Source organism: Rhizobium sp. WSM409 (assembly GCF_057653825.1).
In genome coordinates, this window is record NZ_JBYGKP010000003.1 from 344,603 (window position 1) to 370,963 (window position 26,361).

Here is a 26,361-nt window from a genome sequence, read left to right on the forward strand (position 1 = left end):
GATCACTGCAGGACCCGATAGCCCCGCGCGCGCTTCCTGCGCAAAAGGCTGAGCAGGAGATCGACGGCTTTTGCCTCGCTGTCGAAGACATGGATCTTCTGCTGCCCGCGACTGCCGATGCGTCCCCAGCTGCGCACCAGCGAGGTCTCACCGAAGAGGTTCGGCTCGATCGACAGCGCATAAAAGCGGGCCATGTTCTTCGATGGATCGATGCGTTCGATGTAGAGACGATAGGGCTGAGCTGTCATGCGGGCAGAATCGCAAAGAACGGTTCACTGCGTCCAACGACATTTGTGAATCGATGAGGCTCGATCGATTCATCGGGGTGATGGGACCGCCTGGCTCATCTCTCCTGGTTGACAAACAATCCGGAAAATTCCGGATCGGCATAATAGCGCGACTTCATCGCAACAATCGGCGGGCGTCAGCAGCGGGCGGGCGACACGCTGCTCGGCAATTTCCGACACAGTGCCGCCGCGTGTTGAACACCACGGTCTCCTGGCCAGGCAAATTGGAGTCGGCCCTATCCGTTGAGGTTAAGGAAGGCCTGGCGATGATCTCTAAACATATCGTTTGCTCTAATATGATCCGTAAACAGATCTATTTCATTGACAACGGGGACAAGAAGATATCTATACGTATCAGTGCAATGTCGAATGAAACGCGCAGGTATCATCATGACCCCAGATTCGGCGGCTTTGCTCGAAATCGGGCGGTTATTGAAGAAGGCACGACAGGCCTCGGCAATGACCCAGGAACAGGTCGCCGATTTGGCTGGCATTTCGCGCCCTCGTTATCGCGACATCGAGACGGGGGTCGCCGCGGCTCGCGCGACGACTTTGCTGAATGTCGCCCGCGCGCTCGGCCTGGAAATGATGATGATCCCCCAAGCAATGGTTCCCGCGGTCGAGGCCTTGCTGCGCCCACATGACGACGATGATCTCCCGGCTTTCTTCTCCCGCCCCGACGATAACGATCATGGCTAAGATGTTTCAGGCTCCCAACGCCATTCCTTCGCTTGAGGTGCTGCTGAACGATCTGAAGGTCGGCACACTCGTCAGGACTCCTGGAGATTTCAATGCGTTCAGCTTCGATGAAGCTTATCGCGCGACGGGTGGGTTCCCAGTCCTTAGCCTGTCATTCCGGGCGGCGACGGGAGGGTTGCGCAAGGATCCCAAGCCAATTGCCGGCGCCTTGCCGGCGTTCTTCGCCAATCTTCTTCCTGAAGACAAATTGCGCGAGGCGATGGAAAAGCACCACGCAGGTCATGTGCGCGCGGGCAACGATTTTGATCTACTGGCCGCACTCGGTCAGGACCTGCCGGGCGCTGTCCGCGTTGTACCGAGCGGTGGCACGACGGCGGTGATCGAGGACGCGTCGAGGGGCAAGCCGAAAGCCCGGTTTTCACTCGCGGGTGTGCAGATGAAACTCTCGGTGATGAAGAACACTGGCAGGGGTGGTGGCCTAACCTTGCCGATGGGTGACAAGCAGGGCCATTACATCGCAAAGTTTCCTTCGACATCGTTTCCTGGTGTCTCTGAAAACGAGTACGCCAACCTTGCATTGGCTGCAGCGATCGGCATGGAAGTGCCAGAACGCGAGCTTGTCGAGAAGTCCGATTTCGAAGGGATCCCCGAGGAGTTCGACACGCTGTCGGACGGAAAGGTCCTCCTGGTCAAACGCTTCGATCGGGGCGCCGGCGCCGAACGCACCCATATCGAGGATTTCGCCCAGGTCTTCGGCATTTATCCCTCGCGCAAATACGAGGCCGCGGCATACCACGATATAGCCTCCGCCCTCGGTGTCGCCATCTCGCCGACGGCCGCCCTCGAGTTCGTACGCCGTCTGGCCCTGACGGCAATAACCGGCAATGGCGACATGCACCTCAAAAACTGGTCGCTGATCTATCGTGGCAATGGCGACAAGCCGGAGCTCGCGCCGATCTACGATGTCCTGTCGACCGTGCCCTATATTCCCGCCGACGCGATGGCGCTGTCGCTCGGCGGCGAGCGCTCCTTCAAGGCGCTCGTCGCGCAGCGATGGAAGATCTTCGCCAACCGCGCGAGGCTGCCGGAGCCGGCTGTGCTCAAGGCGGTCATCGATGTCGTTGAACGCGTCAACAGGCATTGGTGGAGCCTTCCGGAACGGGCCGTCGTCCCGGAAAAAGTGCTCGAGCGGATCGATGAGCACGTGAAGGTGATGACGCCGGTACTCAGCAGTTGCGCCAATCAATAAGGCTGGAATCACAAGCACGCTGTCATGACGGATCTTCCGCTGCCGCGACTGCGAATGCGTCCAAGACGCGCGCCGATCGGTTCATCGGGGTGATGTGAACCGCCTGGTTCATCTCTCCTGCCTTATCTGTCCTGCTTGCCAAACAATCCGACGAATTCCGGATCGGCATAATAGCGCAACTTCGTCGCAACGATCGGCCGCTGGCCGGCAGGCCACTGCCCGCCTTGGTGAGCGGCGCAATCTCTCTTCGGCCGGCAAAGCGCGCAGACCCATGCGTGTCGTCCACCGCCGATCCAAAATGCGTGATCAACGGTACCGACAACAGCCGAATGAGCAGCACGATGGCAAAGGCCATCACCACCCAATCGCCGACATGCCAGATGACGTCACCCCTGTGGCCGCCGATGATCACGCGTCTGAGGTAGTCGATCCCGAAGTAGACGGTGAACACGACAAGCAAATAGCCAAATGCACCCATGACAAACGACTTGGCATATCGCAGCGGAAACGTGATCAGAGCGACGATCGCCCAGAGCGGATCGCGGGCCGCCACGCGCATCATGTTTGCCAAGGCAATCTTGATCTGGTTGGCATGGATCATCACACTGCACTCCCGCTGCCGACATTGCCGATATTGCCGACAGTCGGCTCATTTGCCTGCGGCTTCAGCAGATCGTCGAACAGATCCCGGTCGCCATCGCGGGTGAGGAATTTTGGCAGTTCGGATCTGAGCCAGGCTGCCAGTCCTCCGCCGATCTGCACATCGCGATCATTCTCCAGCCGATGCAGCACCAGTGCACCGATCAGCACCTTGCGGCGCGTATCGATGGCGCGTTCCTGTTTGCCGAGCCGGATCTGCAATGTCTTGCGCTGGGCCTCGAGCTGGGCGAGCCGTTCGCCGATGGTTTTGCGTACCACTGTCATTGTCTCCCTTCACGTCGATGAGCGATTGAACCCGCGGCATCAGGACAATGACCGCACGGGATCGCATGCGCAGATGCTGCGACGATGGGTGGCATGTCGGCTACCCGCAAATCTGCGCGTGGAAGCAACCGGCTGAACGGCTTACGAGGTCATCGGGAGATTGCCGCGTGCTCCCACCAGTGCCCGAAGGCGCGAAGCGACGAAGGCACAAGGGCGCACTTACGAGTTGCGGGGCAACTCAAAGCGCGGGCCGGCAGCCCGCTAACAAAGGGGACAAGCGATGGCGATCTATCATCTCAGCATGAAGCCGATCGCCCGCAGCGCTGGCCGCAGTGCTGTCGCGTCCGCCGCCTATCGTGCGGCTGAGCGGCTGACCAATGAGCGTGATGGGCTAACCCATGATTTTAGCAACAGGAAAGGTGTCGAGCATGCCGAGATCGTCTTGCCGACTGGGTCTTCCGCCTATTGGGCGATGAAGCGATCGGCCTTGTGGAATGCCGCCGAGCGTGCCGAGAAACGCAGCGACGCCCGGATTGCCCGGGAATTCGAAGTCGCGCTGCCGCACGAATTGAGTTCCGATCAACGCCTGGTGCTGACGCGGGCCTTTGCCGAAGATCTCGCCAACCGCTATGGCGCTGCCGTCGACTTCGCGATCCATCGGCCAGGTGAGGGAAGCGATATCCGCAACAGCCACGCGCATCTGATGATGACGACGCGTGAGGTGAGGGAAACCGGTCTTGGCGACAAGACGCTGCTCGAGCGGGAAAACAGATGGCTTCTCGCCAATCACCTGCCGCCATCGCAGCTGCAGCTGAAGGATATCAGACAGGCCTGGGAGCATCTTGCCAACACGCACCTTGAGAGGGCCGGCCTCGATATCCGTATCGACAACCGTTCGCATCTGGAAGCCGGGATCACGATCGAGCCGACCGAACATGTCGGTGTACATGCCACTCAGATCGATCGCCAGGGTGGGGCAGTCTCTCGCGCGCGCCTCTCACCGCAATCGGCCGATCGCAATGCCGAGACCATTCGCCGGCGGCCCGAAGAGATATTGAAGCTGATTACCAACGAGAAAAGCGTCTTCAACCGCTATGACATTGCCAGGGCTCTGCATCGCACCATCAACGACGATCCGCAGACCTTCCAGAATGCTTTTGCCGCGGTCATGGCGTCGAAGGCACTTGTCGAGCTCAGACCCGACAGTTCAAGCCTTCGCGGTCGTGACGGCGAGGCACGCTATTCGACGGTCGAGATGGTGGCGATCGAGGGTGCGATGGCAACAGCCACTGTTGCGATGAAGACGCGCCAAAACCACGGTGTCTTCAAGCGCAATGTCGATGCGGCAATCGGCGATCAGGACAGATCGATCCAGGCGGGAAATCCTTCACCGGGGCAGGGACTATCGGCGGAACAGCGTCAGGCGATCGAGCATGTCACGGGTCCAGCTCAGATCGCCGTGGTGATCGGCTTTGCCGGTGCCGGCAAGAGCACGATGCTGGCAGCTGCCCGCCAGGCCTGGGAAGCGCAGGGCTATCGCGTTCATGGCGCGGCGTTGGCCGGCAAGGCCGCGGAAGGCCTGGAGCAATCGTCGGGGATCGCGAGCCGCACCTTGGCGTCGTGGGAATACAGCTGGCAAGCTGATCGTGGTCGGCTCAATGCTCGTGACGTCTTCGTTATCGACGAGGGTGGCATGGTCGGCAGCCGGCAGCTCGCCCGCTTCGTCGACGAGGTCAAACGGGCCGGCGCCAAGCTCGTCCTGGTCGGCGACCATGAACAGCTTCAGGCGATCGGCGCGGGCGCGCCGTTTCGGGCAATCGCCGAAGCCGTCGGTCATGCGCAACTGTCGGAAGTCCGACGTCAACGAACCGATTGGCAAAAGCAGGCCTCGATCGACTTCGCCTCGCATCGGACTGCCGACGGGCTTGCTGCCTATGAGGCACGGGAAAATCTTCATCTGAAGACGGATCGCGCTGAAACCCTGAAGGCGATCATTGCCGATTACGTCGCTGACCGATCGGCCAATCCCAACGACACGCGCATTGCGATGGCCCATCGACGCGACGACGTCCGTGCCATCAATGCCGGCATTCGCGCTCGGTTGCAGGATCGCGGCGAGCTGGCAAAATCCGGCAACCCGCCTGGCGATAAAGGTGAGGAGCTCACCTACCAGACCAGCAATGGGAAGCGATCTTTTGCGCGCGGCGATCGCATCGTCTTCCTGGAGAACGATCGTGATCTCGGCGTCAAGAATGGCATGCTGGGCGAGGTGATCGCCGTCCAACCGGACGCAATACAGGTTCGGCTTGACGGCAAGGCGCCGGCGCAAGATGGGCAACGCCAGGTGACCGTACCGGTCAATCGTTACCAATCCTTTGATCACGGCTACGCGACGACGATCCACAAGACGCAAGGGGCTACCGTCGACCGGAGTTTTGTTCTGGCGTCGACGACGATGGACCGGCATCTGACCTACGTGGCGATGACCCGTCATCGCGAGGAGGTACAGCTCTATGCGGGGCTCGATGCATTCAAGACGGAGCGCGCCCTGACAGAGACACTGAGCCGCTCAGGCGTAAAGGAGACGACGCTCGACTATACCCATGACTTTGCCAATCGGCGCGGCATGGAGGATCGCCGGGGGCAGGGCGAGAGTGATGTCGCACCGGCTGCAATCATCAAGGAGGCGGAGCGCATCGCGGACACGACGGTTCCCAAGCCAATGCAAGAACTGCGGCCGCCGACACCGCTCGCAGTGCGCAGCATCGCCGATGGCGGCTCTTCGCACCAGGATCCCAGTGGCGATGAACGTGGCGATGAACGCCGCGTGCTCGTTGCGGCGGTGAAGACCTATGCGATGAGCGTCGAAGAGGTCGGACGATCAAAGGCGATGCCGGCATTCGACCGAGATTGGGCCGCGGCAAAGCAGCTTGCGCCGCAGGTGTTCAAAGACGCGCCAGCGGCCATGGACGTGTTGCGCGGCCGCATCCTGGATGAGAATGCAGATCCGGTTGCGCTCGCCAGTCAACTCAGTGCTTCGCCCGAAACGATCGGTGCGCTCGCCGGCAAGACCGGCCTGTTCGGAGACAACACCGAACGCAAACAAGCGCTTTCCCGGATCGATGCGCTGGCCTCGCATGTTCGCCAATCCGCCAACACCTGGCAACGTCGCCTCGCGGCTGAATGCGGCTCCGAACGCTGGAAGCGAGAAAAGCAGGACGGGGTCGAGGTTCTGGGGCCGAGCCGCCGGAGCGAGGCGCTGCTGCGCCAGCTCGACGATCTCCCCTATAGCGACAAGGCCAAGTTCGTCGAACGACTGGCGGCGACACCGGAGGGCCGTCAGGCGCTTGCCGAGGCAAAGGACATCGCTACTGCGATCGAAACGCGCTTCGGTCGGGCCGATCCCTCAGATCTCGCGGAGCAGCTGAAGCGAGTGGGACCGGATCGGGCCGGGGACGTCGAGCGTATCCGCCAGGTTGCTCGCCTTGCCGATCGTAGTCATCGTGCGGAGCTCACCCAGCAGATGGAGTTGAAGCGGTCGCTGAAGCGGGGCATGTCCTTGGGGCTTGGGATGTAGATGTTTGGGTCGGACCACAGGCGATTGGCTGCAATAAGTCGAGGATCGACGGAAGATAATCATGTAGGGAATGCGGGGCTTGGCTATCGGCCTGCCTCTGTCATTCCTTTGTCCTTCACACAATAAAATTCAATCAACTGCTCCGAGGTCATTGGCCGTGCCAGAGCGTAACCTTGCAATATATGGCAACCGAGATCCTTCAGGATCTTCGCATGGTCCATTGTCTCCACGCCCTCTGCAACGATGTCGATGTTCTGCGATCGGCCGATTTCGATAATAGAGGAGACCAGGCGGCGCTGAGATGGAGACGCGACAATCGGCTTGATAATTTCGCGATCGATCTTCAGTCGTCGCGGCTCAAACCGAAGCAGACTGACAATGCTGGCATGTTCGGTGCCGAAGTCATCGATCTCGATTTCGATGCCAAGCTTTTTGACGGCTGGAATGATCTCTTTGAGAACAGGTTGAAGATCATTGAAGGAGATTGTCTCGAGCAGCTCGAAACACAGGCGACCTTTCGCTATGGGAAGTTCGGACAGCTCGGCAAGCAGATTTGGCTGCGCCAGCCGACGCGCTGAAATGTTGACAGAGACACGTGGAATTTGCATTCCCAGACTGTCCCATCTTGTCAGCTCGAATAGGGCCTTTTGCAGGATCAGCCTATCCATGTCGCCGGTGCGCCCCAGTTTTTCCGCAACGTCCAGAAATTTGTCCGGGGCGAGCAGACCTTTTTGCGGGTGATCCCAACGGGCAAGTGTCTCGACGCCGGCAAGGTCCAACGTATTTGCATCGAACTGCGGTTGAAAGAATGCAACGAGTTCATCGCGATCTAGCGCTTGCTTGAATTCGTCCGCCAATTCTTTCGAGTGGATCACGGCGCTGCGAAGCTCTTCCGTAAAAACCGCCGCGCGGCCGCGACCCGCCTTCTTTGCCTCGTACAAAGCCAAATCCGCATTGAGAAGCAATTGGCCGAGGTCCGGACCGAGAGCACGTTCAGTCTCCCAGGCGACGCCGACGCTTGCACCGACAACACACGCCGCATCGTCGATGATGAGGGGCTGATCGAGCGTATCGACAATTTGTCGGGCCAATGCGGTTGCCTTCGGCTCCGGATCGGCACTCCAACTGGCGAAGATGAACTCATCTCCACCGATCCGAGCCGCTACGTCGTTTGGACCAACCAAATCGGCAAGGCGAGAAGCCGTTGCTTGCAAGACCGCGTCACCGCCAGCATGCCCTCTCGTGTCGTTGATCTCTTTAAATCGATCCAGGTCGATGTGAATGAATATCAGACAATCTTGTGGACGGGGTCTCGGCGGTTGCGAGATCATCCGGTCGACAAATCGTCGATTGGGAAGCCCCGTCAATGCGTCATGCAATGAGAGATGCTCCAGCCTCTGTCGTGCCCGAACGAGCTTTTTCTTGTGAAGGCGAAGCTTTTCGATCGTTCTTTGGCGTGATCCGGTCAGAAAGCCGATCCAGACAATCGGTGCAACGACACATAATGCCAACAGGCTGGCGTAGAACTCAAAAATGCCGATCCCGCTATTTTGGCCCCATCCCTGCTTTGGCAGTGCGGCGAGGGTCCATCGGCCATAAACCATGTCAACGGATGTCTGAACCGGTTTGCTGGAAAAAGTTGCCAGGCTGCCGAAAAAAACCTGTTTGGGCGAATTCGGCTCCGGTACGGTGCTGATGGCGATCTCAAGCTCGGTCGAAGCAAGGCCACTTTCCTGGTAAAGCTTCGGTATGTCGACTATTCCGGAAAGCAGGCCCCAAAAGACCTGGCTTGTTCCGGTATTGATGTAGACCGGGCACCTGACGACAAAAGCGGTTCCACCTTGGACAAGCTCCACTGGGCCCGTCAGAACGATATTGTGGGTGTTGCGCGCCAGCATCGCGGCAGCCCGTTGCTGCTCATTGTTTCGGTAGTCGAGCCCGATGGCCTTTTCGTTTCCTTTCTCCGGATAAACCCACCTGACCACCAGGTCGGGCGCGGCAGCGAAGCTTCGCAATTGCGAATCAGGTTGCAGGATCTGCGCGGCAAGTTTGGAAAATCCGTTTTGGCCCATCTCTGGATTGACTGCGATGCCGGCCGCCAGCCCCTGCAACAGCTTCACATTGCTATTGAGGTTCGTCTGAAGCCGGGAGGATATGGTAGCAAGCTCGCCGGCAACGATCGAGCGTTCATCGGCAAGCGATCGCTCCAGCCGCCAGTTCGTTGCGACCCAAACGACGATTGTTGCAATAATTGCGGCAAATATTGCGGGAGCGAATGCGCTGGTATGGCTTATTACAGAGCGAGCGAGATTGCTTCGAAACTTCATCAGGTTACCGGCGTGGATGACAGGCCCTCATCCTTGCACGGTTTCTTTAAGGCAACGCTAAACCTGCCAACCCTCATAAAGGAAAGCTGCCTGTTCGTTGCACCACTCACACCGCCGCACCAAAATCCGCCGCCAACACCGCATCCTTCAGCGCCCGCGAATACTCATGCTGGGGATCATCCAGCACGGCCCGCGCCTGTCCGCGTTCGACGATTTCGCCTTTGCGCATGATGATGATGTTGTCGCTGATGTAATAGGCGGTGGCGAGGTCGTGGGTGATGTAGACGATCGAAAGACCGAGCTCGTTTTTCAGGCGGGCGAAGAGATTGACGATCGCCATGCGCAGCGATGCGTCGACCATGGATACCGGTTCGTCGGCCACCAGCAGCCGGGGTTGCGGGATCAGCGCGCGGGCGATGGCGACGCGCTGAAGCTGGCCGCCCGACAATTCGTGGGGGAACCGGCCTTTCACTTCTTCAAGGGTCAGGCCGACATGGACGAGGGCTGCATCCGCCATCTTCTCCGCCTGCTCTCGGTCCGGCCGATTTCCCGAGAATGAAAAATTGCGGGCGGTCTCGAAGAGATAACGGTCGACACGTTTCAGCGGATTGAAGGCTTCGAAGGGGTTTTGCAGAACCGGCTGGACCTCTTTCATGAAAGCCTTGCGTTCGGATCGGCTATGGATGGCGACGGTCCTGCCGCTGAATTGAAGCTCGCCTTCCGTTGGTTCGGTCTGGCCGAGGATCATCGCCGCGATCGTCGATTTTCCCGAGCCGGATTCTCCAACGATCGACAGGATCTCCGGCTCCGCTCCCAATTCGAAGCTGACGTCCTTGACCGCCGTGATCAGCCGCCGGCCGAGCATGCCGCCCTGCCGGTAGACCTTCGTGACGTGCGAGAGGCTAAGAAGAGCGCTCAAACCTGATCTCCCGTAACGGCAAAACACGCCACGCGCCGCTGCGGCTCGACAGTGACGAGCGGCGGAACCTTCTGCGAGCAGATCTCCATGCGCTTGGGACAGCGCGGATGAAACCGGCAGCCTTCCGGCGGCATGGCGAGGTTAGGCGGACGCCCCTCCAGCGAAGGGCGGGCCGTCGCATCGCCGATGCGCGGCAGGCTGCCGACGAGGTGCTGCGTATAGGGGTGGAGCGGTTTGTTGAAGAGTTTGGCGGTCGGCGCTTCCTCGACAAGACGCCCGGCATAGACAATGCCGATACGGTCGGAGACCGTCGCGTGAACCCCCATATCATGGGTGACGAACAGGAAGGACGAGCCCATCTCGCGTTGGATCTCGCGGATCATCGACAGCACGTCGCGCTGAACGATGACGTCGAGCGCGGTCGTCGGTTCGTCGGCGATGATGAATTCCGGCGTCAGGATGGTGGCCAGCGCAATGGTCATGCGCTGGCGCATGCCGCCGGAGAGTTCGTGGGGATAGGCATCGAGCAGATGCGGATCCAGCTTCAGCCGCTGCAGATGGGTGGCGACCCTTTCGAGAAAGACCGGGCCGCTGACCTTCATGTGGCGAAAGGCGAAATCGGTGAAGGAATGACGGATCCGGCGCACCGGATTGAGCACATTCATCGAGCCCTGCATGATATAGGACAGATGCTTCCAGCGCAGCGCCAGCCGATCCTCCGGCTTCATCGCATAGATATCCTGGGTGCCGCCGTCGAAATGGAATGTCACTTTCCCGGACACGACCCTCAGCGGCGGCCGGATCGCGCCGGCAATGGTCTTGATCAAGGTCGTCTTGCCGCTGCTCGATTCACCGGCGACGCCATAGACCTCGCCGCGGGCGATGGTCAGGCTGATATCGTCGACGGCGCGCACCTCGCGATCGACGCCGTAGAGGAAGGCACGGTAATAGGCTTTCAGATTCTCAATTTCGACCAAAGGATCCATACTAACTTCCCATCCGGTTCAGCCGGCTGCGCGGATCGTTGTATTCGTTCATCGACATGGACAGCAGGAAGAGCGCCAGGAAGAGGACGACGATGACGGCGACGGGGGCGGCCACCCACCACCAAATGCCTGATATCAGCGCCGAATGCGCATTGGCCCAATAGATCATCATGCCCATGGTCGGCGTCTCGATATCGGTGAAGCCGAGCACCGACAGGGTGATCTCCATGCCGATCGACCAGATCATGTTGTTCATCGTGGTGGCAAAGACGATCGGCAGAACATAGGGCAGGTGCTCCTCGACGAGGATCTTGCGCATGCTCATGCCGGAATAGACGCTCTGGGTGGTGAAGGATCTCGTCTTCAGGCTGATCGCCACCGAACGGATGAGGCGTGCATCATAGGACCAGCCGAGCGCGGCCATGATGAGGATCAGCGCCGTCCAGGTCATGCTGTCCTTCAGCACGAAGTAGAACAGGATCAGCAGCGGAAATTGCGGGATGACCATGACGCTGTCGTTGATGGCCATCAGCACCCGGTCGACCGCGCCGCCGGCATAGCCGGCGACGAGGCCGACGACCAGCGAGATGATGCGTGAAATGAAGGCGACGCCGATGCCAAAAAACAGGGTGTTCCTGAGCGCGGTTGTCAGCTGCCAGAAAACGTCCTGGCCGCGCGACGTCGTGCCGAGCCAATATTCTCCATCGGGCGGCATATCGGGCGGCAGAAGATAGATGTCGGTCGCGCCGTAAGGCGAGAAATAGGACACCACTATCAATGCGACGATGACGGCAAAGAGCAGCAGGCCGCAGAGGAATTCCATATTCTGGCGCGCGAGGTCGCGGACGATCGTAAACATGCTCTATTCCACCTTGATGCGCGGGTCGATCAGCGGGCTCAGAATGTCGATGATGAAGACGGCGGCGGCGACGCCGACGATCGACAATGCGCTGAGGCCGAGCACCAGGCTATAGTCGCCGGCATGCACCGCTTCGATCAGCAGGTTGCCAATGCCCGGATAGCCGAAGACGATTTCGGTGATGACCGTGCCGTTGAAGATCGCGCCGAGCGACATGGCAAGCCCGGTGAACTGCGGCACCATGGCATTGCGGGCGATGTAGGAGCGCAGGATCTTTCGCTTCGGAACGCCGCCAAGCTCGGCGAAGACGACGTAATCCTCGGTGATGATGTTGGAAACGAGCGCGCGCATCCCGATCAGCCAGCTGCCGGCACCGACCATGATCAGCGACAAGGCCGGCAGGATCGAGTGTTTCAGGATATCGAAGACCAGGGCAAAGGAGAGGTCCAGATTGGCGTTCATCTCGTAGCCGCCATTGATCGGCAGCACCGGCCAGAGATAGCCGAACACAATCAGAAGCACGAAGGCGAGGATGTAATAGGGAATGGGAAGCAGGGCGATGAAGACGAGGCTGACGGCCTTCAGCACCATGTCCTTGCGGTAATAGCCGGCGAGCGCGCCGATCGCATTGCCGAGCACGAAGGTGATCAGCGTCGATACCGTCATCAGTCCGATTGTCCAGGGCAGGGATCGCAGGATGATGGTGGAAACGGGCGTGGGGAAAGCCGATAGCGAGGGACCGAGATCACCGGTCGCAAGCCGCAGCCAGAAATGCAGGTATTGCTGCCAGATCGAGCCCTCCATGCCGTAAAGCTCGCGAAGCGACTGGCGCATCAGTTCGATCGCATTCGGATCGGACTGCCCCATCTGGGTGATGGCGCCTATGCTTTCTTCGACCGGATCGATCGGGGTCAGGTGGGTGACGAAGAATGTGATGGTCACGCCAAGAAATACAACGAGCAGAAACTGACCGAACCGCTTCAGCACAAAGATCAGATAGGACGTCATAGGGCGGTGGTTCCTCTCTGGTTCCCTTCATCAAGTGGAAAGGATCGACGGACATGCCACATGCCCGTCGATTAGGGGGCCGGCGCGCAACACTCGCGCCGGCGTTGGGAGGATTATTTCGGTTGTGCCGGCTTCAGCTTGACCATCATCAGCCTGGAGTTGGCCCAATTCGGCACCGGATCGGTATAGGGATCGGCGATCGTCGGATAACCGGTCCAATAGGTCGTATCCATCGAGGTGAAGACGTTATACGACATCAGCGGGATCGTCGGCATTTCGCGGGCGACCAGCTTCAGATAATCCTTGCCGAGCTCGACGCCCTTCGGATCGTCGGCGCTGATGCCGCGAATGCTTTCGATGATCTTGTCGAGCTCCGGATTGCTCCAGCGCTGCCAGTTGCGCGGCGGCTGATTGTCACCCTTCTTGGCCACGAACTGCGAATGCCAGCTGTCCAGGAAGAACGACAGGTCGGGATCGCCGCCCCAGGTCTCGACGCTCCAGGCGATCGCAACCTGGAAATCGCCGGGCTGTAGCGCCGTCTGCCAAAGTTTCGCGGCCGGCACGGCTTTGGCGTCGATGCCGAATGCGGCCCATTGCTGTGCGATCAACGTCCCGGCGCGGGTGAAGACCGAGCGTGTGTCGCCTTCCACCGTCATCCGGATCTTGAAGGGCTGTCCATCAGGGGTCAGCCATTTGCCGCCGGATTTCTTGAAGCCTGCCTTCTCCAGCAGTTCGCCGGCAGCCTTCGGATCCGGTTTCCACCAGCCATAGCCGAAGGCACCGCTGATCGCCTCCGGGTCGGTCGGGATCTGGTCCTTGAACTTCGGCTGCTTGCGCAGGATATCGGCGATCTGTTGCCCGACCGTCGGGTCATAAGGCTTGATCTTGCTCTTGCCGGTATCGATCTCGAAATTCTTCAGCCAATCCTGCATCGGCGCCTGATAGTCCTTCATCGTGGCCGCCGTCGGCGGCACGCCGAGCGCCGAAAGCGTCGCTGCCCCGCGATAGCTCGCCATATCCACCGCCTTGATGTCGATCAGCAGGGCAAGCGCCCAGCGTACATCGGCATTGTCGAAGGGCGGATTCTGGGTGTTGAAGATCACGGCCGGAAGCGTCGGGTCCGGATGGGCGAAGGGGAAACCCGGGAACCAGGTTTCGATCGTCTTGGATTTTTCCTTCAGCGTGAACATGCCCTCGGGCGTGTTGTCGTGAATGATATCGAGATTGTGCTCGAGCTGAGCGATGGTGCGTTTATCCGGCGGGCCGGGATCGGCATAGGTCACGTATTTCGGAGCCGGCTCGCCGAAGCGGGCAAGCGATGTCCGCTGCCAGTCGTCGCGCTTCTCCCAGGTATACCACTTGCCCTGGGGGTCGTAGGACTTGAGCTTGTAGGCGCCGAGCGAAACGGGATTGGCGAAATCATAACGAAGCGGATCTTCGACTTTCTCGAAAACATGCTTGGGCATGATCCAGGCGCCGTTCCAGCGAACGGTGAAGATGGCATGGAAGCGCGAATTGGGCTTCTTTAGCTTGAACACCACAGTCGAGGGGTCGGTCGCCTCGACGCTTGCCACCTGCACCGAGAAGGCAGCACTCCAGACCATTCCGGGGTGATCCATCTGCGTCTTCACGGTATAGACCACGTCGTCTGCCGTGAACTCCACGCCATCGCTCCAGAAGAGCCCCTTGCGCAGTTTCACGGTCATCTCGGTAAAGTCGGCATTGTATTGCGGCTTGTCGGCAGCCAGAGAATTGTCCCAGGTCGCGCCGCCAAGCCCTTGTTCGGGGTCGATATACCAGAGCGTATCCATGGTCAGCTGCTGCAGGCCGGTCGATACGCCGCCGCCGCCATTGACCCAGATGTTGAACCAGCCGGGATTTTTGATCGTCCCTTCCGGATTTTCGACGATGAGCGTCTCCTTGCGCGGCAAGGAGGTGTAGTCATCGGCCTTGGCCGTCGCTGTCAGGCCGAGTGCGGCCAGCGCGACGCCAAATGCGAGCCTCTTCCACTGTTGCATGAACTCCTCCCTAGAAAGCGACGATACGGCGGCCGCAAAGGCACGCATGGGCACGTCGCGGTTGTCGGTTCGCAGAAGCGTCAGGACTTGAACAATCAGGTCCGGGACCTCAGTGAACCATCTCTCCGGCTCCCTGCCTCCTCGCAGCGAGCCGAATATTTTCAGCCGGGGCGTGCCCCCAATGGGCTACCCGGCGGTAGCTGTCACACCGACAGCCGGATGACGTTGTAGGAGAACGGTTTCAGCGCCGCCCGCAGGCGTCCATCCTCGATGTTTCCACTCTCGACGTTGACGGGGGCGACCGTCTTCGGCCGCACCGCCGTATTGACGGCTTCCAGGTCGCCGTGGGTCATCTCCACCTGCTCGACCACCCGGGCATTTCCGAAGCCTTCCAGTCGCACATCGAGATCGAGCGCCGTGCTCGGATGGCGGTTGACGGCAAAGAAGGTCAGCGTCTTGCCGTCTTCGGAATGGACTGCCGATACGTCGAGATAGGGGACGTCGTTCTCCTCGTCGCTGTCATAGGTCGGGCCATCGACGACCAGCTGCAGTGCCGTTCCACGGCCATATCTGGAGGCGTAATAGAACGGGTAATAGATGGTCTGGCGCCACGCCGCACCGCCGTCCTCGGTCATGATCGGGGCAATGACGTTGACGAGCTGCGCGATGCAGGCGATGCGCACCCGGTCGGAACGTCGGATGAAGGTGTTGAGGATGCCGCCGACCTGCAGCACGTCCTCGAAATTATAGATGTCTTCCAAGAGATGCGGCGCATCCGGCCATTCGTCGCGCGCCAGGATCTCCTTGTCCTGCTGGTTGGAATGATACCAGACATTCCATTCGTCGAAGGAAATGCCGATCGTCTTCTTCGAGCGTTTTTTCGCCTTGATGTAGTCGATCACGCCGCCGATCGTGGTGATGTAGCGGTCGAGCTTCGTCGCGCGGGCAAGATAGTTGAGGGTATTTTTCTCGCGGTTGGCAAAATACATATGCAGCGAGATATGGTCGGCGCTGTCATAGCACTGCTCGAGGACCTGGGCTTCCCACTCGGGATAAGTCTTCATGTCGGAATTGGACGAGCCGCAGACCACGAGCTCAAGCGACTTGTCGAAGCCGCGCATGGCTTTGGCCGTCTCATCCGCCAGCCGGCCATATTCATAGGCCGACTTGTGGCCGACCTGCCAGGGGCCATCCATCTCGTTGCCGAGGCACCACAATTTGACATCGTGCGGATTAGACCAGCCGTGCTTGCGGCGCAGATCCGACCAGTAGGTGCCGCCGGGATGATTGCAATATTCGAGGAAATTGCGAGCCGCATCCAGGCCGCGTGATCCGAGATTGACGGCGAGCATCGGCTTGGTATTTGCCTTCTTGCACCAGTCGACGAATTCATTGACGCCGATCTGGTTGGCTTCGCGGGTGCGCCAGGCAAGGTCGAGGCGCACCGGGCGCTCGGCACGCGGGCCGACGCCGTCTTCCCAATTATAGGCCGAGACGAAGTTGCCGCCGGGATAGCGGCAATAGGGCGTGTCGAGATCACGGACGAGATCAAGGACATCCTGGCGGAATCCGTCCTCATCGGCCGTCGGGTGACCGGGTTCATAAATGCCCCCGTAGATCGCCCTGCCGAGATGCTCTAGAAATGAACTGTAGAGCCTGGAATCAATGGTCGCGATGCGGAAATCGCGGTGAACCACAACGTTCGTCTTCAACGGATCCTCCCGTTTATGTATCAGATATTTTGTTTTCTTGCCTCTAACTTGATATCAGGAATGTTGTTGTGTCAACCAAGTTGCGACTTTAATCATACTAATATGGAGTTCAAAAAAAATTGTTTAATTACAGTTATTTGGGCGCCTTTATCGGCCACCGGAACCGGAAAGAATCGTAATATTTAAATCAAGATTTCCGATTTTTATTTTTCAGACATGCAGTCGCATGATGATATCGCGCCCGTGATTTCCGAAGCTACGCCCGAAAATATTCACGCCGCCAGTATGACCGGCATTTTCGGCGATGCCGACCCGCAGCCGGATCGAGGAGTGCTGGGCAAGCGCGAGGTCGCTGAGCGTGACATTCGAGGCGGCGATACCGTCGATGAAGGTCCCGCGGGTGGAAATCCGCCAGGTCTTCATCATCCCATATTGCGAGCCTTCGAGCTTCCACCATGCCGGCGTGAAGGCGCCGCGCTTGTCGCCGTAGTCGCCGGGCGACGTCCAGGTGCCGATGGCCATGCCGTTGACCCAGAGCGTTATGTCGGACGGCCAGTCCGGATTGGTGCCAGGCACCTCAGACGACAACTCCAGCGAAAACTCGATGGCGCGGATATCCTTGTTTAACACCTTAGCATTGTTGGGGAATTTATATTCCACATAACCCCGGCCGAACCAGACGAGCCCGGCCTGCATGCGCTGCGGGTCGAGAAAATAGTCGGGAACATCGAGCGGGCCGATGACGCTCTCGGTGGAGCAAAGACCACACGGCGCATGGACGTCACAGCTGGTGTAGAGCCCGACCGGCATCTCGACTTCGATGATATTGTTGGCCCTTTGGGCCGCACTTTCCTCGAAACTGATCAGAATTTCGCTGTAGATCGCCGAGCAGATCTTCTGGTTTCCCTTGCGGGCCTTCGTCAACTGCGAATCGACAAGCCGGGCGTCTTCCAAAATCTGGATCCCGGTGGCGACAGTCGATTGAGGAAGAGAAAGGGCACGTGCGATATCGTTGATATTCATCGGCCCTTTGGCGCAAAGCAACTTGAGCATCTCGAGTCGCGCCGGTGCCGAAAGCGCGCGTATCGCATCATTATTCTCGCCAGCGGCAATCGTCAAAAACGAGCGTTCCATCATTCCTCCACTATTTCCGCTGAAGTGATGTATATCGGAAATTATGATACATCAAGTGGGAGTGCTTGGGTCTCGGCTGATTTTAGATGGTTCAGAATTCTGCGATGCGAGGGACTTAGAGATCCTTCCACGGATTGATGATCTGCAAGCCGAGCCCCTCGAAATCAGACGCATTGCGCGTTGCGAGTGGAGCGCCGCGCGAGACGGCGACGGCTGCGTTCTGCGCATCGAACTGGCGTTGCGGGGTGCGGGGAGCCCGAGGGAAGCCGAGATTGCGGTGGCTCACCGGCGCAGCAGCGGCCGCAACGCGGCCTGTGTTTCCTTCAGCAGCGGCAGATAGCGCTCCTTCATCTCGGCCGCCGGGACGAGGGCGGCCGGCGCGCCGATATTGATCGCCGCGACCGTTTCGCCGCGGTCGTTGTCGACAGGCACCGCGATAGAGCAGAGGCCGATCTCCAGCTCCTGATCGATGATGGCGTAACCGTCAGTGCGGACCCGGCGGAATTCGATGATGAGGTCCTCCGGATCGGTCTTCGTATTCGGCGTGTTTTGCTTCAGCTCGCTGCGGGCGAGGATGGCGCGCGCCTCGCTCTCGCTAAGGGCTGCGAGCAGCACGCGCCCCATCGAGGCGCAGTAGGCGGGCAGGCGGCTGCCGGGGGTGAGGTTGATCGACATGACGCGGCGTTGCGAGGCGCGGGCGATATAGACGATGTCGGTGCCATCGAGCACCGAGGCCGAGGCGCTCTGGCCGGCCTTTTCCGAGAGAAGATCGAGATGCGGCTGCAGCAGCGCCGGCAGCGGCGTCGCTGCGAGATAGGCATGGCCAAGCCGCAGGATCTTCGGCGTCAGCGTGAAGAACTTGCCGTCATAATCGGCATATCCGAGCTCGGCGAGCGTCAGCAGCGAGCGGCGCACAGTGGCGCGGTCGAGCTCCGTCAGCTTGGCGGCCTCGGCGATGGAAAGCCGCTGTCGCGTTTCGCCGAAAGCTTCGATCACCTTCAGGCCGCGGGCAAAGCCACTGACGAAATCCGTTTCGCGCATGGGTCCAGTCTCCAATGGATTCATCTCAATTTGTGCGATATATGAACAAATGTCAAATATCGCACAAATACGTTGCCGCTTGGCCCGCGGCACTTTATGTCTACGCCAGAGGACGGGATGGGAGTTCCCCGACCGAGTAGCCAAGGAGAGGTCACGCATGGACAAGACAGTCGGGAGCACGGCGGAAGCCGTCTCTGAGATCGGTGATGGCGCGACCGTCATGATCGGTGGTTTTGGTGGCTCGGGCGCCCCGATCGAGCTCATTCATGCCTTGATCGACAAGGGCTCCAAGAACCTCACCGTGATCAACAACAATGCCGGCAACGGGCGCATCGGCATTGCAGCGATGATCGATGCCGGCATGGTCAGAAAGATGATCTGCTCATTCCCGCGTTCGTCGGATCCGCGCGCCTTCACGGATAAATATCTGGCCGGCGAAATTGAGCTCGAGCTGGTGCCGCAGGGAACGCTTGCCGAGCGCATCCGCGCCGGCGGAGCCGGCATCCCGGCTTTCTATACGCCGACCGCCTACGGCACCGAACTGGCCAACGGCAAGGTCATCGCCGAATTCGATGGCCGCCACTATGTGCAGGAGCGCTGGCTGAAGGCCGACTTCGCGATCGTCAAGGCTGCGATCGGCGATATCCAGGGCAACCTCACCTACAACAAGGCCGGCCGCAACTTCAATCCGCTGATGTGCATGGCAGCTGCGAAGACCATCGTCCAGGTGTCATCGATCGTGCCGGCCGGCGGCATCGATCCCGAGCAGGTGGTGACACCAGGCATCTTCGTCGACCGCGTCGTCACTGTTTCCAATCCCCAGCAGGAAGAAGAGCTCATTCGAGCCGGAGTGGCCTACGTATGACCATCAACACCCGCCCCATCAACACCCGCGAAGACATCAAGCTTTCCAATGCGCAGATCGCCTGGCGCGCCGCGCAGGACATCGCCGACGGCGCCTATGTCAACCTCGGTATCGGCTTTCCCGAAATGGTCGCCCGCTATCAGCCGCCCGGCCGTCAGGCGATTTTCCACACGGAAAACGGCATCCTGAATTTCGGCGAACCGCCGGCGGCAGGCGAGGAGGACTGGGATCTGATCAACGCCGGCAAGAAGGCGGTAACGCTGAAGCCGGGTGCCGCCTTCTTCCATCACGCCGACAGCTTCGCCATGGTGCGCGGCGGCCATCTCGACGTCGCGATCCTCGGCGCCTATCAGGTTGCCCAGAGCGGCGACCTTGCCAACTGGCGGGTGGGCAGCAAAGGCGTGCCGGCCGTCGGCGGCGCCATGGACCTGGTGCACGGCGCCAAGCAGGTCTGCGTCATTACCGAGCACGTCACTAAGACAGGCGAGCCGAAACTGGTGGAGACATGCACCTTCCCGCTGACCGGCGTTGCCTGCATCACCCGCGTCTATACCAGCCACGCCGTCGTCGACATCGTCAACGGACGTTTCGTCCTGCGCGAGAAACTGGCCGCGATGTCGCAGGAGGAATTGCTGGCGATGACCGGTGCGCCGCTGCACGTCGAAGGGCCGGTTGCCGACCTTGTCGTCCCGAAACTCTGAGGAAAAGCCATGACCGAAGCCTTTATCTGCGACTATATCAGAACGCCGATCGGCCGTTTCGCCGGCTCGCTCTCCCAGGTGCGGGCCGACGATCTCGGTGCCATCCCGCTGAAGGCACTGATGCAACGAAATGCCGCCGTCGATTGGGAAGCCGTCGACGATGTGATCTTCGGCTGCGCCAACCAGGCGGGTGAGGACAACCGCAATGTCGCGCGCATGTCGGCTCTGCTCGCCGGCCTGCCGATCGCCGTCCCCGGCACGACGATCAACCGGCTCTGCGGCTCCGGCATGGATGCGGTGATCACGGCCGCACGCGCCATCCGCGCGGGCGAAGCCGAGCTGATGATCGCTGGTGGCGTCGAGAGCATGTCACGCGCGCCGTTCGTCATGCCGAAGGCCGAGACGGCCTTTTCACGGGCCGCCGAAATCCATGACACGACGATCGGCTGGCGCTTCGTCAACCCGCTGATGAAGAAGCAGTACGGCGTCGATTCCATGCCGGAGACTGGCGAGAATGTCGCCGAGGACTATCATGTCAGCCGCGAGGATCAGGATGCCTTCGCGGTGCGAAGCCAGGCGAAGGCCGCCGCCGCCCAGGCGAACGGACGGTTGGCGAAGGAGATCACCCCGGTGACCATCTCGCAGCGCAAGGGCGATCCTGTTATCGTCGACAAGGACGAGCATCCGCGCGCAACCACGATCGAAACGCTGGCGAAACTCGCGACACCTTTCAAAAAAGAAGGCGGCACGGTGACGGCGGGCAATGCCTCCGGCGTCAATGACGGGGCGGCGGCGCTGATCGTCGCTTCGGAAGCGGCGGCGCGGAAATACGGCCTGACGCCGATCGCCCGCATCCTCGGCGGCGCGGCTGCCGCCGTTCCGCCAAGGGTGATGGGCGTCGGGCCGATCCCGGCCTCGCGCAAGCTGATGGCACGGCTCGGCATGACCGCGGATCAGTTCGACGTGATCGAACTCAACGAGGCCTTTGCCAGCCAGGGGCTGGCGGTGCTGCGCGCGCTCGGCATTGCCGATGATGATGCGCGGGTGAACCGCAATGGCGGCGCGATCGCGCTCGGCCATCCGCTTGGCATGTCGGGTGCACGCATCACCGGCACGGCTGCCCTCGAGCTTTTGCAGACCGGCGGACAATATTCGCTGTCGACCATGTGCATCGGCGTCGGGCAGGGGATTGCGATAGCACTTGAAAGGGTTTGAGGCCGGGACGCTTCCAGCTTTTGCCGGAGGCTGCCGACCCGTTGCGCGGCGTGCCCGGTTTCGTTAGAGATCGGGCATGCTGATCCGACCCGCGGACAAGAACGATCGAAGCGCCATCTGGAGGATCATCGGTCCGACGATCCGCGCCGGCGAAACCTATGCGCTCGATCGCGATTTGAGCGAAGCTGATGCGCTGGCCTACTGGATGGGACCGGACCGCGAGACCTTCGTCGCCGAAGCGGATGGCGTGATCCTCGGCACCTATTACATCAAGGCCAATCAGGCAGGTGGCGGCCGGCATGTCTGCAACTGCGGTTACATGACCGATGCTGCAGCAAGCGGCCGTGGCGTCGCCCGGCTGATGCATGAGCATTCCCTGGACCATGCCCGCTTGCGTGGCTTTCGCGCCATGCAGTTCAATTTCGTCGTCAGCAGCAACGAACGCGCGGTCGCGCTGTGGCAATCTCTCGGGTTCGATATCGTCGGCCGGCTCCCGGGCGTCTTTCTTCATCCGACGCAGGGCTATGTCGACGCATTGGTGATGTTTCGCACGCTTTGATCACGCAGTTTCAGGAAGCGAGAATTCGGGCAACGCCAACAACGGCATCGAACCACGCACCAAACGCAGGAAATCGCGGACCGGAGATTTTTCGAGCGCGCGCGGAAAGTAGATTGCGCCCGATTCCTGTACGCGGCCGTGGTCCTGGAACATCACCGGTCTGATCCCGAACCCATCGAACAATTTCGCAAAGCCGCTGGAGGCGGCCATCACCAGCGGCGAACCCTGCATGATCAACAGAGCCTGCAACATGGAGTCCACACGAACCGCAAAATCCCGGGTCTGACGCTCGAGTTGACCAGGCCCTTCATCATCTCCGTAACCGGGGCTGATCCAGCGCTGACGCAGAAGATCATCGAGGGTGACGGTCGCCGCTTTGGCCAGGTGATGATCCTTGTGGCAGTAGATGTAGGTCGCCTGTCTTGCCAGCGTTTCGAACTCGACTTGCATGACGGCTTCATATTTGTAGGAGAGCGTTCCGAAGACGAGATCGTAGACGCCGTGCCGCATCCCTTCGAAACGTGTACCGTCATCGGCGATCTCGACGTGGACGACGACACCCGGATGCGTCCGGCTGAAGGCTTTTATGATCCCCGGCAATATGACGAGCCCCCAAAGATCGCCGGTGGCTATGCGAATAACGGCCTTGGCGCGGCCCTGAAGATGTTCGATCTCTTCTTTCGCTTCATCGAGCGCCGGCAATATCCGCACCGCCCGGCTATAAAGGGCTGAACCGTAAACGCTCAATTCGACGCCGGCGCCGGTCCTATTGAACAGCGGAACGCCGTAGCTGTCTTCGAGTTGCCGGATAGCCCGGGAAAGCGCCGGCTGCGAAATATTCAGCTTCTTGGCGGCACGCGAGATCGATCGCTGGTTTGCCACTTCGACGAATTGGCGTAGCTCCCGCATCCGTCTCCCTCCCTATGCGACTTATGCATAACATATAGCATGTTTGCATTTGACCTCAGCACCATCTGCGCCACATTGTACACAACAATAGTAGACTAATTCGAGCGTGCCAAGAGCTGCGAAAGCCCCTCATGAAAGGGAATTTCGCGCCGATGAGCACGTTCTCGACGGACGCTCTACACAGAAGAATAAGCCTTCGACAAAGAAATCGGGGCGCGGGATGGGGATAGAAGGAGGAGGAACCGATGTTTAAAAATGGCATAGGCCGGCAGTTGATTTTCGCCGCGACGACGGCGGCGTCGATGATTTTTGCAATCGCTCCATCGGCGGCGCAGGACAAGGTCCAGCTGACGTTTCGTCAATTCGATCCCCCGACCGAAATTCAAGGCCTGATTGCCGCCGTCGAGGCCTGGAACTCTAGTCATCCCGATGTCCAGGTCAAATTGGAGACGATGTCGGGCGGCGACACGCTTGCCCAGTTGGCGCGCGAAATTCCCGCCGGTGCGGGACCGGATGTTCAGCAGCTGGCTTTCGTGTGGACGCGTGATCTCGCGCGATCAAAGCTGCTCCTCGATCTTAGCCCTCTCATCCAATCGAATGCGCCGGGAGCCGGCACCGACGATTTTCTGGCTCTCGACCTCGCCACCCTCGATGGCAAAATCTTCGGCCTGCCATGGACGGCGGATACATTCTCGATGGCCTATCGCCCGGATCTCCTGCAGGCAGCAGGTGTCTCGAACTTTCCCGATAGCTGGGACGATCTTGCGGCAGCTGCCAAGAAGTTGACCACCGAAGGTAGTGGGACCGAACAACACGGTTTCTGCTTCCCCGCAGGCAGCGCACCCGACAGCGGCATGTGGACGCTGGTAAATTATTACCTCTGGAGCAACGGCTCGACCTTGGTCACGGAGGAAAGCCCGGGGAAATGGAAGGTGGCGGTGACGCCGGAGCAACTGGCGGCGGCGATGAACTATTTCAACCAGTTTTTCGTGGACGGAACGGCGCCCGAAAACCTCATCACCGTGAATGCCTGGGGCGATCCCGAGCTGATCGGCGGGCTCGGCCGAGGCGACTGCGCGATCACTTTCTTTCCGCCGCAAACCTTCAGGGCCGCCCAGAAACAATCTGAAAAGCCGCTGCTGACCGCACCGATCCCGAAAGGGACGGAAAAGCGCATCTCCCATCTTGGCGGACGTGCGCTGGGCATCAATCCCAACACCAAGCATCAGAAGGAGGCCTGGGAGTTCGTCAAATATCTGGTCGGCCCCGAGACCTTCAAAACCTACAACCAATATCCCTCGCAGAAGTCGCTGCTTTCACAGCTCCAGTTTCCGCCGGCCGAACAGGGCTATGTAACGATGCTTCCGTTGGCGCAGACCTTCGAGCGCTACATCTCGTCCCCGATCAAGGTGTCGAGCATGACAGCGCTCATCAATCGTGAGTTCGGCGCCGTATTCTCCGGGCAGCGCAATCCTGATGAGGCTGCGGATGTCATCATCAAGGAGCTCAACGACTTGCTTGCCCGCGGCAAGGGCTGATGATGTCTGTTTCCGCAAACCCGGACGGCGCGCTGGCCAAGCGCGCCGAAAGACGAGGATCATTCCGGAGTTGGCATTTCGAGCCTTATGGCCTGGTCATGCCGGCGATGCTCATCCTGGCAATCTTTTTTGCCGGCCCGGCATTCTACAATATCGCGCTCAGCTTTCAGGATCTTAGCCTTTTCGATCTGGGAAAGGAGGGTCGGTGGGTCGGCTTTGCCAACTTCGCCGCCGTCCTCAAGGATGATGGAATTGCCGGCGCCTTATTCAACACCGCTTTCCTGCTGACATTCGTGACGGTCGTCATTCGATTGGCACTCGGACTTGCGCTGGCGATCCTTCTCAACGCCGAGGTCTTCGCCAGATGGCGCATCGGCTGGCTCGTCCGGTCGCTGGTGCTTGTCCCCTTCGTAACGCCGCCGGTCGTCGCCGTCGCCGCCTGGAAGTGGCTGCTCGATCCCCGCTATGGCGCGGTCAACCAGTTTCTCCTGTCGACGGGGCTCATCGACAGGGGAATTCCGTTCCTTTCCAGGACGTCGACGGTCTGGGGCGCGGTCGAAACGATGTTGATCTGGCGCGAGCTTCCTTTCGTCATCATCACCTTTCTCGCGGCGCTGCAGTCGATTCCGAGGGAACTCAGGGAAGCGGCCCGCATCGACGGCGCGTCCGAGTTTCAGATCCATTTGCGCATCATCCTGCCGATGCTGAAGCCCGTGATCGCGGTCGTCGCGCTGCTGACGACGATCTGGACCTTCAACAATTTCGTCTACGTCTGGCTCGCCACCCGAGGAGGACCGGGCGACTACACCCAGGTTCTGGCAACGAAAATGTATACGGTCTCGTTTGTCGACTATCGCGTCGGCGAGGGTGCCGCCATCGGCGTTCTCATGAGCCTGATGATGTTCGCCTTCGCGCTCGTCTATCTCGGGATTCTCTCCCGCGGGAAACGGGGAGCGTCGTCATGAATGTTTCGATGACGCATAAAGCGCGGCATATCAGGTTCGCCAGGGACCTGATCACCGTCATTCTGGGTATCGGCCTGCTGCTGATTTTGGCGTTCCCCTTCATTTGGGTGGTTCTGATTTCCTTCCGCCCGGACAAGGAAATCTTCACCCGGACGTTTCAGCTGTTCACCAGCGTCACCCTGGAAAACTACTACACCCTCCTTCAGAATTCGCCGTTCCCGAACTACCTCAGAAACAGCCTCGTCGTCTGCACAATCTCGACTGTCGCGGCCGTGACCATCGCGCTGATCACCGCCTATGGTTTTTCGCGCAACCGCGATTTCCGCGGCCGCGGCCTGTTGCTGATCCTGGTGATCTGCACGCAGCTATTTCCCTACGTGATCCTGATTACGCCGCTTTATTCGATGTTTTTCGCCGTCGGGCTGATCAACAATCCGCTGAGCCTGGTTCTGTCCTATACGGCCATGAACCTGCCATTCGCCATCTATCTGCTTCTCGGCTACCTCGACACAATTCCCCAGGATCTCGACGAGGCAGCCAAGCTCGACGGCGCCTCCACGATCCAGATCATCTTCAAGGTCATTTTGCCGATCGCCTGGCCGGGTGTGGTGACGGTCGCGGTCAACGCCTTCGTGTCGGGGTGGGATGAATTTCTGTTTGCCCTGACACTGATGACAGCGGACGAAAACAAGACCGTGCCGGTCGGGCTGGCCGGCTTCTTCGGCGAATACACCACCCAATGGAATCTGGTGATGACGGCATCGGTGATTTCGACGCTGCCCACGCTTGTCCTTTTCATGCTGCTTCAACGAAAGCTGGTCTCCGATCTCGCGGCCGGTGCGGTGAAGCTGTAGCGGCGTGAAAGCCTC

The 26,361-nt window shown here is 59.9% G+C and carries 23 protein-coding genes and 1 pseudogene; 10 read left to right on the top strand and 14 right to left on the bottom strand.

What is annotated here, in order from left to right; translation table 11 throughout:
* Positions 1-2: 2 nt before the first annotated feature.
* Positions 3-248, bottom strand: a complete 246-nt coding sequence (locus AC25BC_RS29305) for a WGR domain-containing protein (protein ID WP_128438616.1) — start codon at positions 246-248, stop codon at positions 3-5.
* Positions 249-656: 408 nt separating this feature from the next.
* Between AC25BC_RS29305 and AC25BC_RS29310 the strand changes: the two genes are divergently transcribed.
* Positions 657-986: a helix-turn-helix domain-containing protein gene (locus tag AC25BC_RS29310; RefSeq protein ID WP_128438617.1), complete on the top strand. Its 330-nt coding sequence runs from the start codon at positions 657-659 to the stop codon at positions 984-986.
* Positions 979-2,235 (top strand): type II toxin-antitoxin system HipA family toxin, encoded by a 1,257-nt coding sequence (locus AC25BC_RS29315; RefSeq protein ID WP_128438618.1) that lies wholly within the window; start codon positions 979-981, stop codon positions 2,233-2,235. The genes AC25BC_RS29310 and AC25BC_RS29315 overlap by 8 nt, the downstream gene beginning before the upstream one ends.
* Before the next feature lie 184 nt (positions 2,236-2,419).
* On the opposite strand, the pseudogene AC25BC_RS29320 reads toward AC25BC_RS29315, so the two are convergent.
* Together AC25BC_RS29320 and AC25BC_RS29325 are read right to left on the bottom strand one after the other, a co-directional pair.
* Positions 2,420-2,836: pseudogene (locus AC25BC_RS29320) on the bottom strand (hypothetical protein); the annotation flags it as partial.
* Positions 2,836-3,159 carry a mobilization protein gene (locus AC25BC_RS29325; protein WP_128438620.1) on the bottom strand — a complete coding sequence of 108 codons (324 nt, stop codon included), beginning with the start codon at positions 3,157-3,159 and terminating at the stop codon, positions 2,836-2,838. The gene AC25BC_RS29325 and the pseudogene AC25BC_RS29320, both read right to left, overlap by 1 nt.
* Positions 3,160-3,439: 280 nt before the next feature.
* On the opposite strand from AC25BC_RS29325, the gene traA reads away from it, so the two are divergent.
* A complete protein-coding gene (gene traA, locus AC25BC_RS29330; RefSeq protein ID WP_128438621.1) occupies positions 3,440-6,736 on the top strand; it encodes a Ti-type conjugative transfer relaxase TraA in 3,297 nt (1,098 codons plus the stop codon).
* Between the two features lie 83 nt (positions 6,737-6,819).
* Here traA and AC25BC_RS29335 read toward each other — a convergent pair whose 3' ends face one another.
* The 10 genes from AC25BC_RS29335 to AC25BC_RS29380 all read right to left on the bottom strand — a co-directional run bounded on the left by AC25BC_RS29335 (position 6,820) and on the right by AC25BC_RS29380 (position 18,740).
* Positions 6,820-9,063, bottom strand: a complete 2,244-nt coding sequence (locus AC25BC_RS29335) for a bifunctional diguanylate cyclase/phosphodiesterase (RefSeq protein WP_128438622.1) — start codon at positions 9,061-9,063, stop codon at positions 6,820-6,822.
* Positions 9,064-9,169: 106 nt separating this feature from the next.
* Complete coding sequence (locus AC25BC_RS29340) at positions 9,170-9,982, bottom strand: ABC transporter ATP-binding protein (protein WP_128438623.1); 813 nt, start codon at positions 9,980-9,982, stop codon at positions 9,170-9,172.
* On the bottom strand, positions 9,979-10,968 hold the full coding sequence (locus AC25BC_RS29345; protein WP_003554069.1) for an ABC transporter ATP-binding protein: 990 nt from the start codon (positions 10,966-10,968) through the stop codon (positions 9,979-9,981). The genes AC25BC_RS29340 and AC25BC_RS29345 overlap by 4 nt, the downstream gene beginning before the upstream one ends.
* A 1-nt stretch (position 10,969) precedes the next feature.
* Positions 10,970-11,827, bottom strand: coding sequence for an ABC transporter permease (locus AC25BC_RS29350; protein WP_003554066.1), 858 nt, complete (start codon positions 11,825-11,827; stop codon positions 10,970-10,972).
* Positions 11,828-11,830: 3 nt separating this feature from the next.
* On the bottom strand, positions 11,831-12,835 hold the full coding sequence (locus AC25BC_RS29355; RefSeq protein ID WP_003554064.1) for an ABC transporter permease: 1,005 nt from the start codon (positions 12,833-12,835) through the stop codon (positions 11,831-11,833).
* Between the two features lie 113 nt (positions 12,836-12,948).
* On the bottom strand, positions 12,949-14,853 hold the full coding sequence (locus AC25BC_RS29360; RefSeq protein ID WP_017996517.1) for an ABC transporter substrate-binding protein: 1,905 nt from the start codon (positions 14,851-14,853) through the stop codon (positions 12,949-12,951).
* Positions 14,854-15,056: 203 nt separating this feature from the next.
* Positions 15,057-16,565 carry an arabinosylfuranosidase ArfA gene (arfA, locus tag AC25BC_RS29365; protein WP_128438624.1) on the bottom strand — a complete coding sequence of 503 codons (1,509 nt, stop codon included), beginning with the start codon at positions 16,563-16,565 and terminating at the stop codon, positions 15,057-15,059.
* Positions 16,566-16,775: 210 nt separating this feature from the next.
* Positions 16,776-17,702, bottom strand: coding sequence for an ArsR/SmtB family transcription factor (locus AC25BC_RS29370; RefSeq protein WP_017996516.1), 927 nt, complete (start codon positions 17,700-17,702; stop codon positions 16,776-16,778).
* Positions 17,703-17,814: 112 nt separating this feature from the next.
* Positions 17,815-17,985, bottom strand: a complete 171-nt coding sequence (locus AC25BC_RS29375; RefSeq protein WP_409565780.1) for a PIN domain-containing protein — start codon at positions 17,983-17,985, stop codon at positions 17,815-17,817.
* Positions 17,982-18,740 carry an IclR family transcriptional regulator gene (locus AC25BC_RS29380; RefSeq protein ID WP_128438626.1) on the bottom strand — a complete coding sequence of 253 codons (759 nt, stop codon included), beginning with the start codon at positions 18,738-18,740 and terminating at the stop codon, positions 17,982-17,984. The genes AC25BC_RS29375 and AC25BC_RS29380 overlap by 4 nt, the downstream gene beginning before the upstream one ends.
* 157 nt (positions 18,741-18,897) lie before the next feature.
* Here AC25BC_RS29380 and AC25BC_RS29385 point away from each other — a divergent pair, with 157 nt between their 5' ends.
* From AC25BC_RS29385 to AC25BC_RS29400, 4 genes are all read left to right on the top strand, one after another.
* Entirely contained in the window at positions 18,898-19,605 is a 708-nt protein-coding gene (locus AC25BC_RS29385) for a 3-oxoacid CoA-transferase subunit A (RefSeq protein WP_003554056.1), read from the top strand.
* Positions 19,602-20,306, top strand: a complete 705-nt coding sequence (locus AC25BC_RS29390) for a 3-oxoacid CoA-transferase subunit B (RefSeq protein WP_128438627.1) — start codon at positions 19,602-19,604, stop codon at positions 20,304-20,306. The genes AC25BC_RS29385 and AC25BC_RS29390 overlap by 4 nt, the downstream gene beginning before the upstream one ends.
* 9 nt (positions 20,307-20,315) lie before the next feature.
* Entirely contained in the window at positions 20,316-21,521 is a 1,206-nt protein-coding gene (gene pcaF, locus AC25BC_RS29395) for a 3-oxoadipyl-CoA thiolase (RefSeq protein ID WP_128407606.1), read from the top strand.
* Between the two features lie 76 nt (positions 21,522-21,597).
* On the top strand, positions 21,598-22,080 hold the full coding sequence (locus tag AC25BC_RS29400) for a GNAT family N-acetyltransferase (protein ID WP_128407607.1): 483 nt from the start codon (positions 21,598-21,600) through the stop codon (positions 22,078-22,080).
* Here AC25BC_RS29400 and AC25BC_RS29405 read toward each other — a convergent pair whose 3' ends face one another.
* On the bottom strand, positions 22,081-22,989 hold the full coding sequence (locus AC25BC_RS29405; RefSeq protein WP_003554047.1) for a LysR family transcriptional regulator: 909 nt from the start codon (positions 22,987-22,989) through the stop codon (positions 22,081-22,083). It abuts the gene before it with no gap.
* A 245-nt stretch (positions 22,990-23,234) separates the two neighbouring features.
* Between AC25BC_RS29405 and AC25BC_RS29410 the strand changes: the two genes are divergently transcribed.
* Genes AC25BC_RS29410 through AC25BC_RS29420 form a run of 3 tightly spaced genes read left to right on the top strand, consistent with a single transcriptional unit; the run spans position 23,235 to position 26,346 of the window.
* Entirely contained in the window at positions 23,235-24,527 is a 1,293-nt protein-coding gene (locus AC25BC_RS29410; RefSeq protein ID WP_128438628.1) for an ABC transporter substrate-binding protein, read from the top strand.
* Positions 24,527-25,492 (top strand): carbohydrate ABC transporter permease, encoded by a 966-nt coding sequence (locus AC25BC_RS29415; RefSeq protein ID WP_260693982.1) that lies wholly within the window; start codon positions 24,527-24,529, stop codon positions 25,490-25,492. Before AC25BC_RS29410 ends, AC25BC_RS29415 begins: the two co-directional genes overlap by 1 nt.
* On the top strand, positions 25,489-26,346 hold the full coding sequence (locus AC25BC_RS29420; RefSeq protein ID WP_003554040.1) for a carbohydrate ABC transporter permease: 858 nt from the start codon (positions 25,489-25,491) through the stop codon (positions 26,344-26,346). Before AC25BC_RS29415 ends, AC25BC_RS29420 begins: the two co-directional genes overlap by 4 nt.
* Positions 26,347-26,361: the final 15 nt, after the last annotated feature.

Excerpts from the sequence above, each read along its gene's own strand:
- pcaF (WP_128407606.1), top strand. The coding sequence starts at position 20,316 with ATGACCGAAGCCTTTATCTGCGACTATATCAGAACGCCGATCGGCCGT.
- traA (WP_128438621.1), top strand. The coding sequence starts at position 3,440 with ATGGCGATCTATCATCTCAGCATGAAGCCGATCGCCCGCAGCGCTGGC.
- AC25BC_RS29345 (WP_003554069.1), bottom strand. The coding sequence starts at position 10,968 with ATGGATCCTTTGGTCGAAATTGAGAATCTGAAAGCCTATTACCGTGCC.
- AC25BC_RS29390 (WP_128438627.1), top strand. The coding sequence starts at position 19,602 with ATGACCATCAACACCCGCCCCATCAACACCCGCGAAGACATCAAGCTT.
- AC25BC_RS29370 (WP_017996516.1), bottom strand. The coding sequence starts at position 17,702 with ATGATGGAACGCTCGTTTTTGACGATTGCCGCTGGCGAGAATAATGAT.
- AC25BC_RS29335 (WP_128438622.1), bottom strand. The coding sequence starts at position 9,063 with ATGAAGTTTCGAAGCAATCTCGCTCGCTCTGTAATAAGCCATACCAGC.
- AC25BC_RS29385 (WP_003554056.1), top strand. The coding sequence starts at position 18,898 with ATGGACAAGACAGTCGGGAGCACGGCGGAAGCCGTCTCTGAGATCGGT.
- AC25BC_RS29310 (WP_128438617.1), top strand. The coding sequence starts at position 657 with ATGAAACGCGCAGGTATCATCATGACCCCAGATTCGGCGGCTTTGCTC.
- AC25BC_RS29400 (WP_128407607.1), top strand. The coding sequence starts at position 21,598 with ATGCTGATCCGACCCGCGGACAAGAACGATCGAAGCGCCATCTGGAGG.
- AC25BC_RS29355 (WP_003554064.1), bottom strand. The coding sequence starts at position 12,835 with ATGACGTCCTATCTGATCTTTGTGCTGAAGCGGTTCGGTCAGTTTCTG.
- AC25BC_RS29380 (WP_128438626.1), bottom strand. The coding sequence starts at position 18,740 with ATGCGCGAAACGGATTTCGTCAGTGGCTTTGCCCGCGGCCTGAAGGTG.
- AC25BC_RS29415 (WP_260693982.1), top strand. The coding sequence starts at position 24,527 with ATGATGTCTGTTTCCGCAAACCCGGACGGCGCGCTGGCCAAGCGCGCC.
- AC25BC_RS29305 (WP_128438616.1), bottom strand. The coding sequence starts at position 248 with ATGACAGCTCAGCCCTATCGTCTCTACATCGAACGCATCGATCCATCG.
- AC25BC_RS29410 (WP_128438628.1), top strand. The coding sequence starts at position 23,235 with ATGTTTAAAAATGGCATAGGCCGGCAGTTGATTTTCGCCGCGACGACG.
- AC25BC_RS29420 (WP_003554040.1), top strand. The coding sequence starts at position 25,489 with ATGAATGTTTCGATGACGCATAAAGCGCGGCATATCAGGTTCGCCAGG.
- AC25BC_RS29405 (WP_003554047.1), bottom strand. The coding sequence starts at position 22,989 with ATGCGGGAGCTACGCCAATTCGTCGAAGTGGCAAACCAGCGATCGATC.
- AC25BC_RS29325 (WP_128438620.1), bottom strand. The coding sequence starts at position 3,159 with ATGACAGTGGTACGCAAAACCATCGGCGAACGGCTCGCCCAGCTCGAG.
- AC25BC_RS29350 (WP_003554066.1), bottom strand. The coding sequence starts at position 11,827 with ATGTTTACGATCGTCCGCGACCTCGCGCGCCAGAATATGGAATTCCTC.
- AC25BC_RS29315 (WP_128438618.1), top strand. The coding sequence starts at position 979 with ATGGCTAAGATGTTTCAGGCTCCCAACGCCATTCCTTCGCTTGAGGTG.
- AC25BC_RS29360 (WP_017996517.1), bottom strand. The coding sequence starts at position 14,853 with ATGCAACAGTGGAAGAGGCTCGCATTTGGCGTCGCGCTGGCCGCACTC.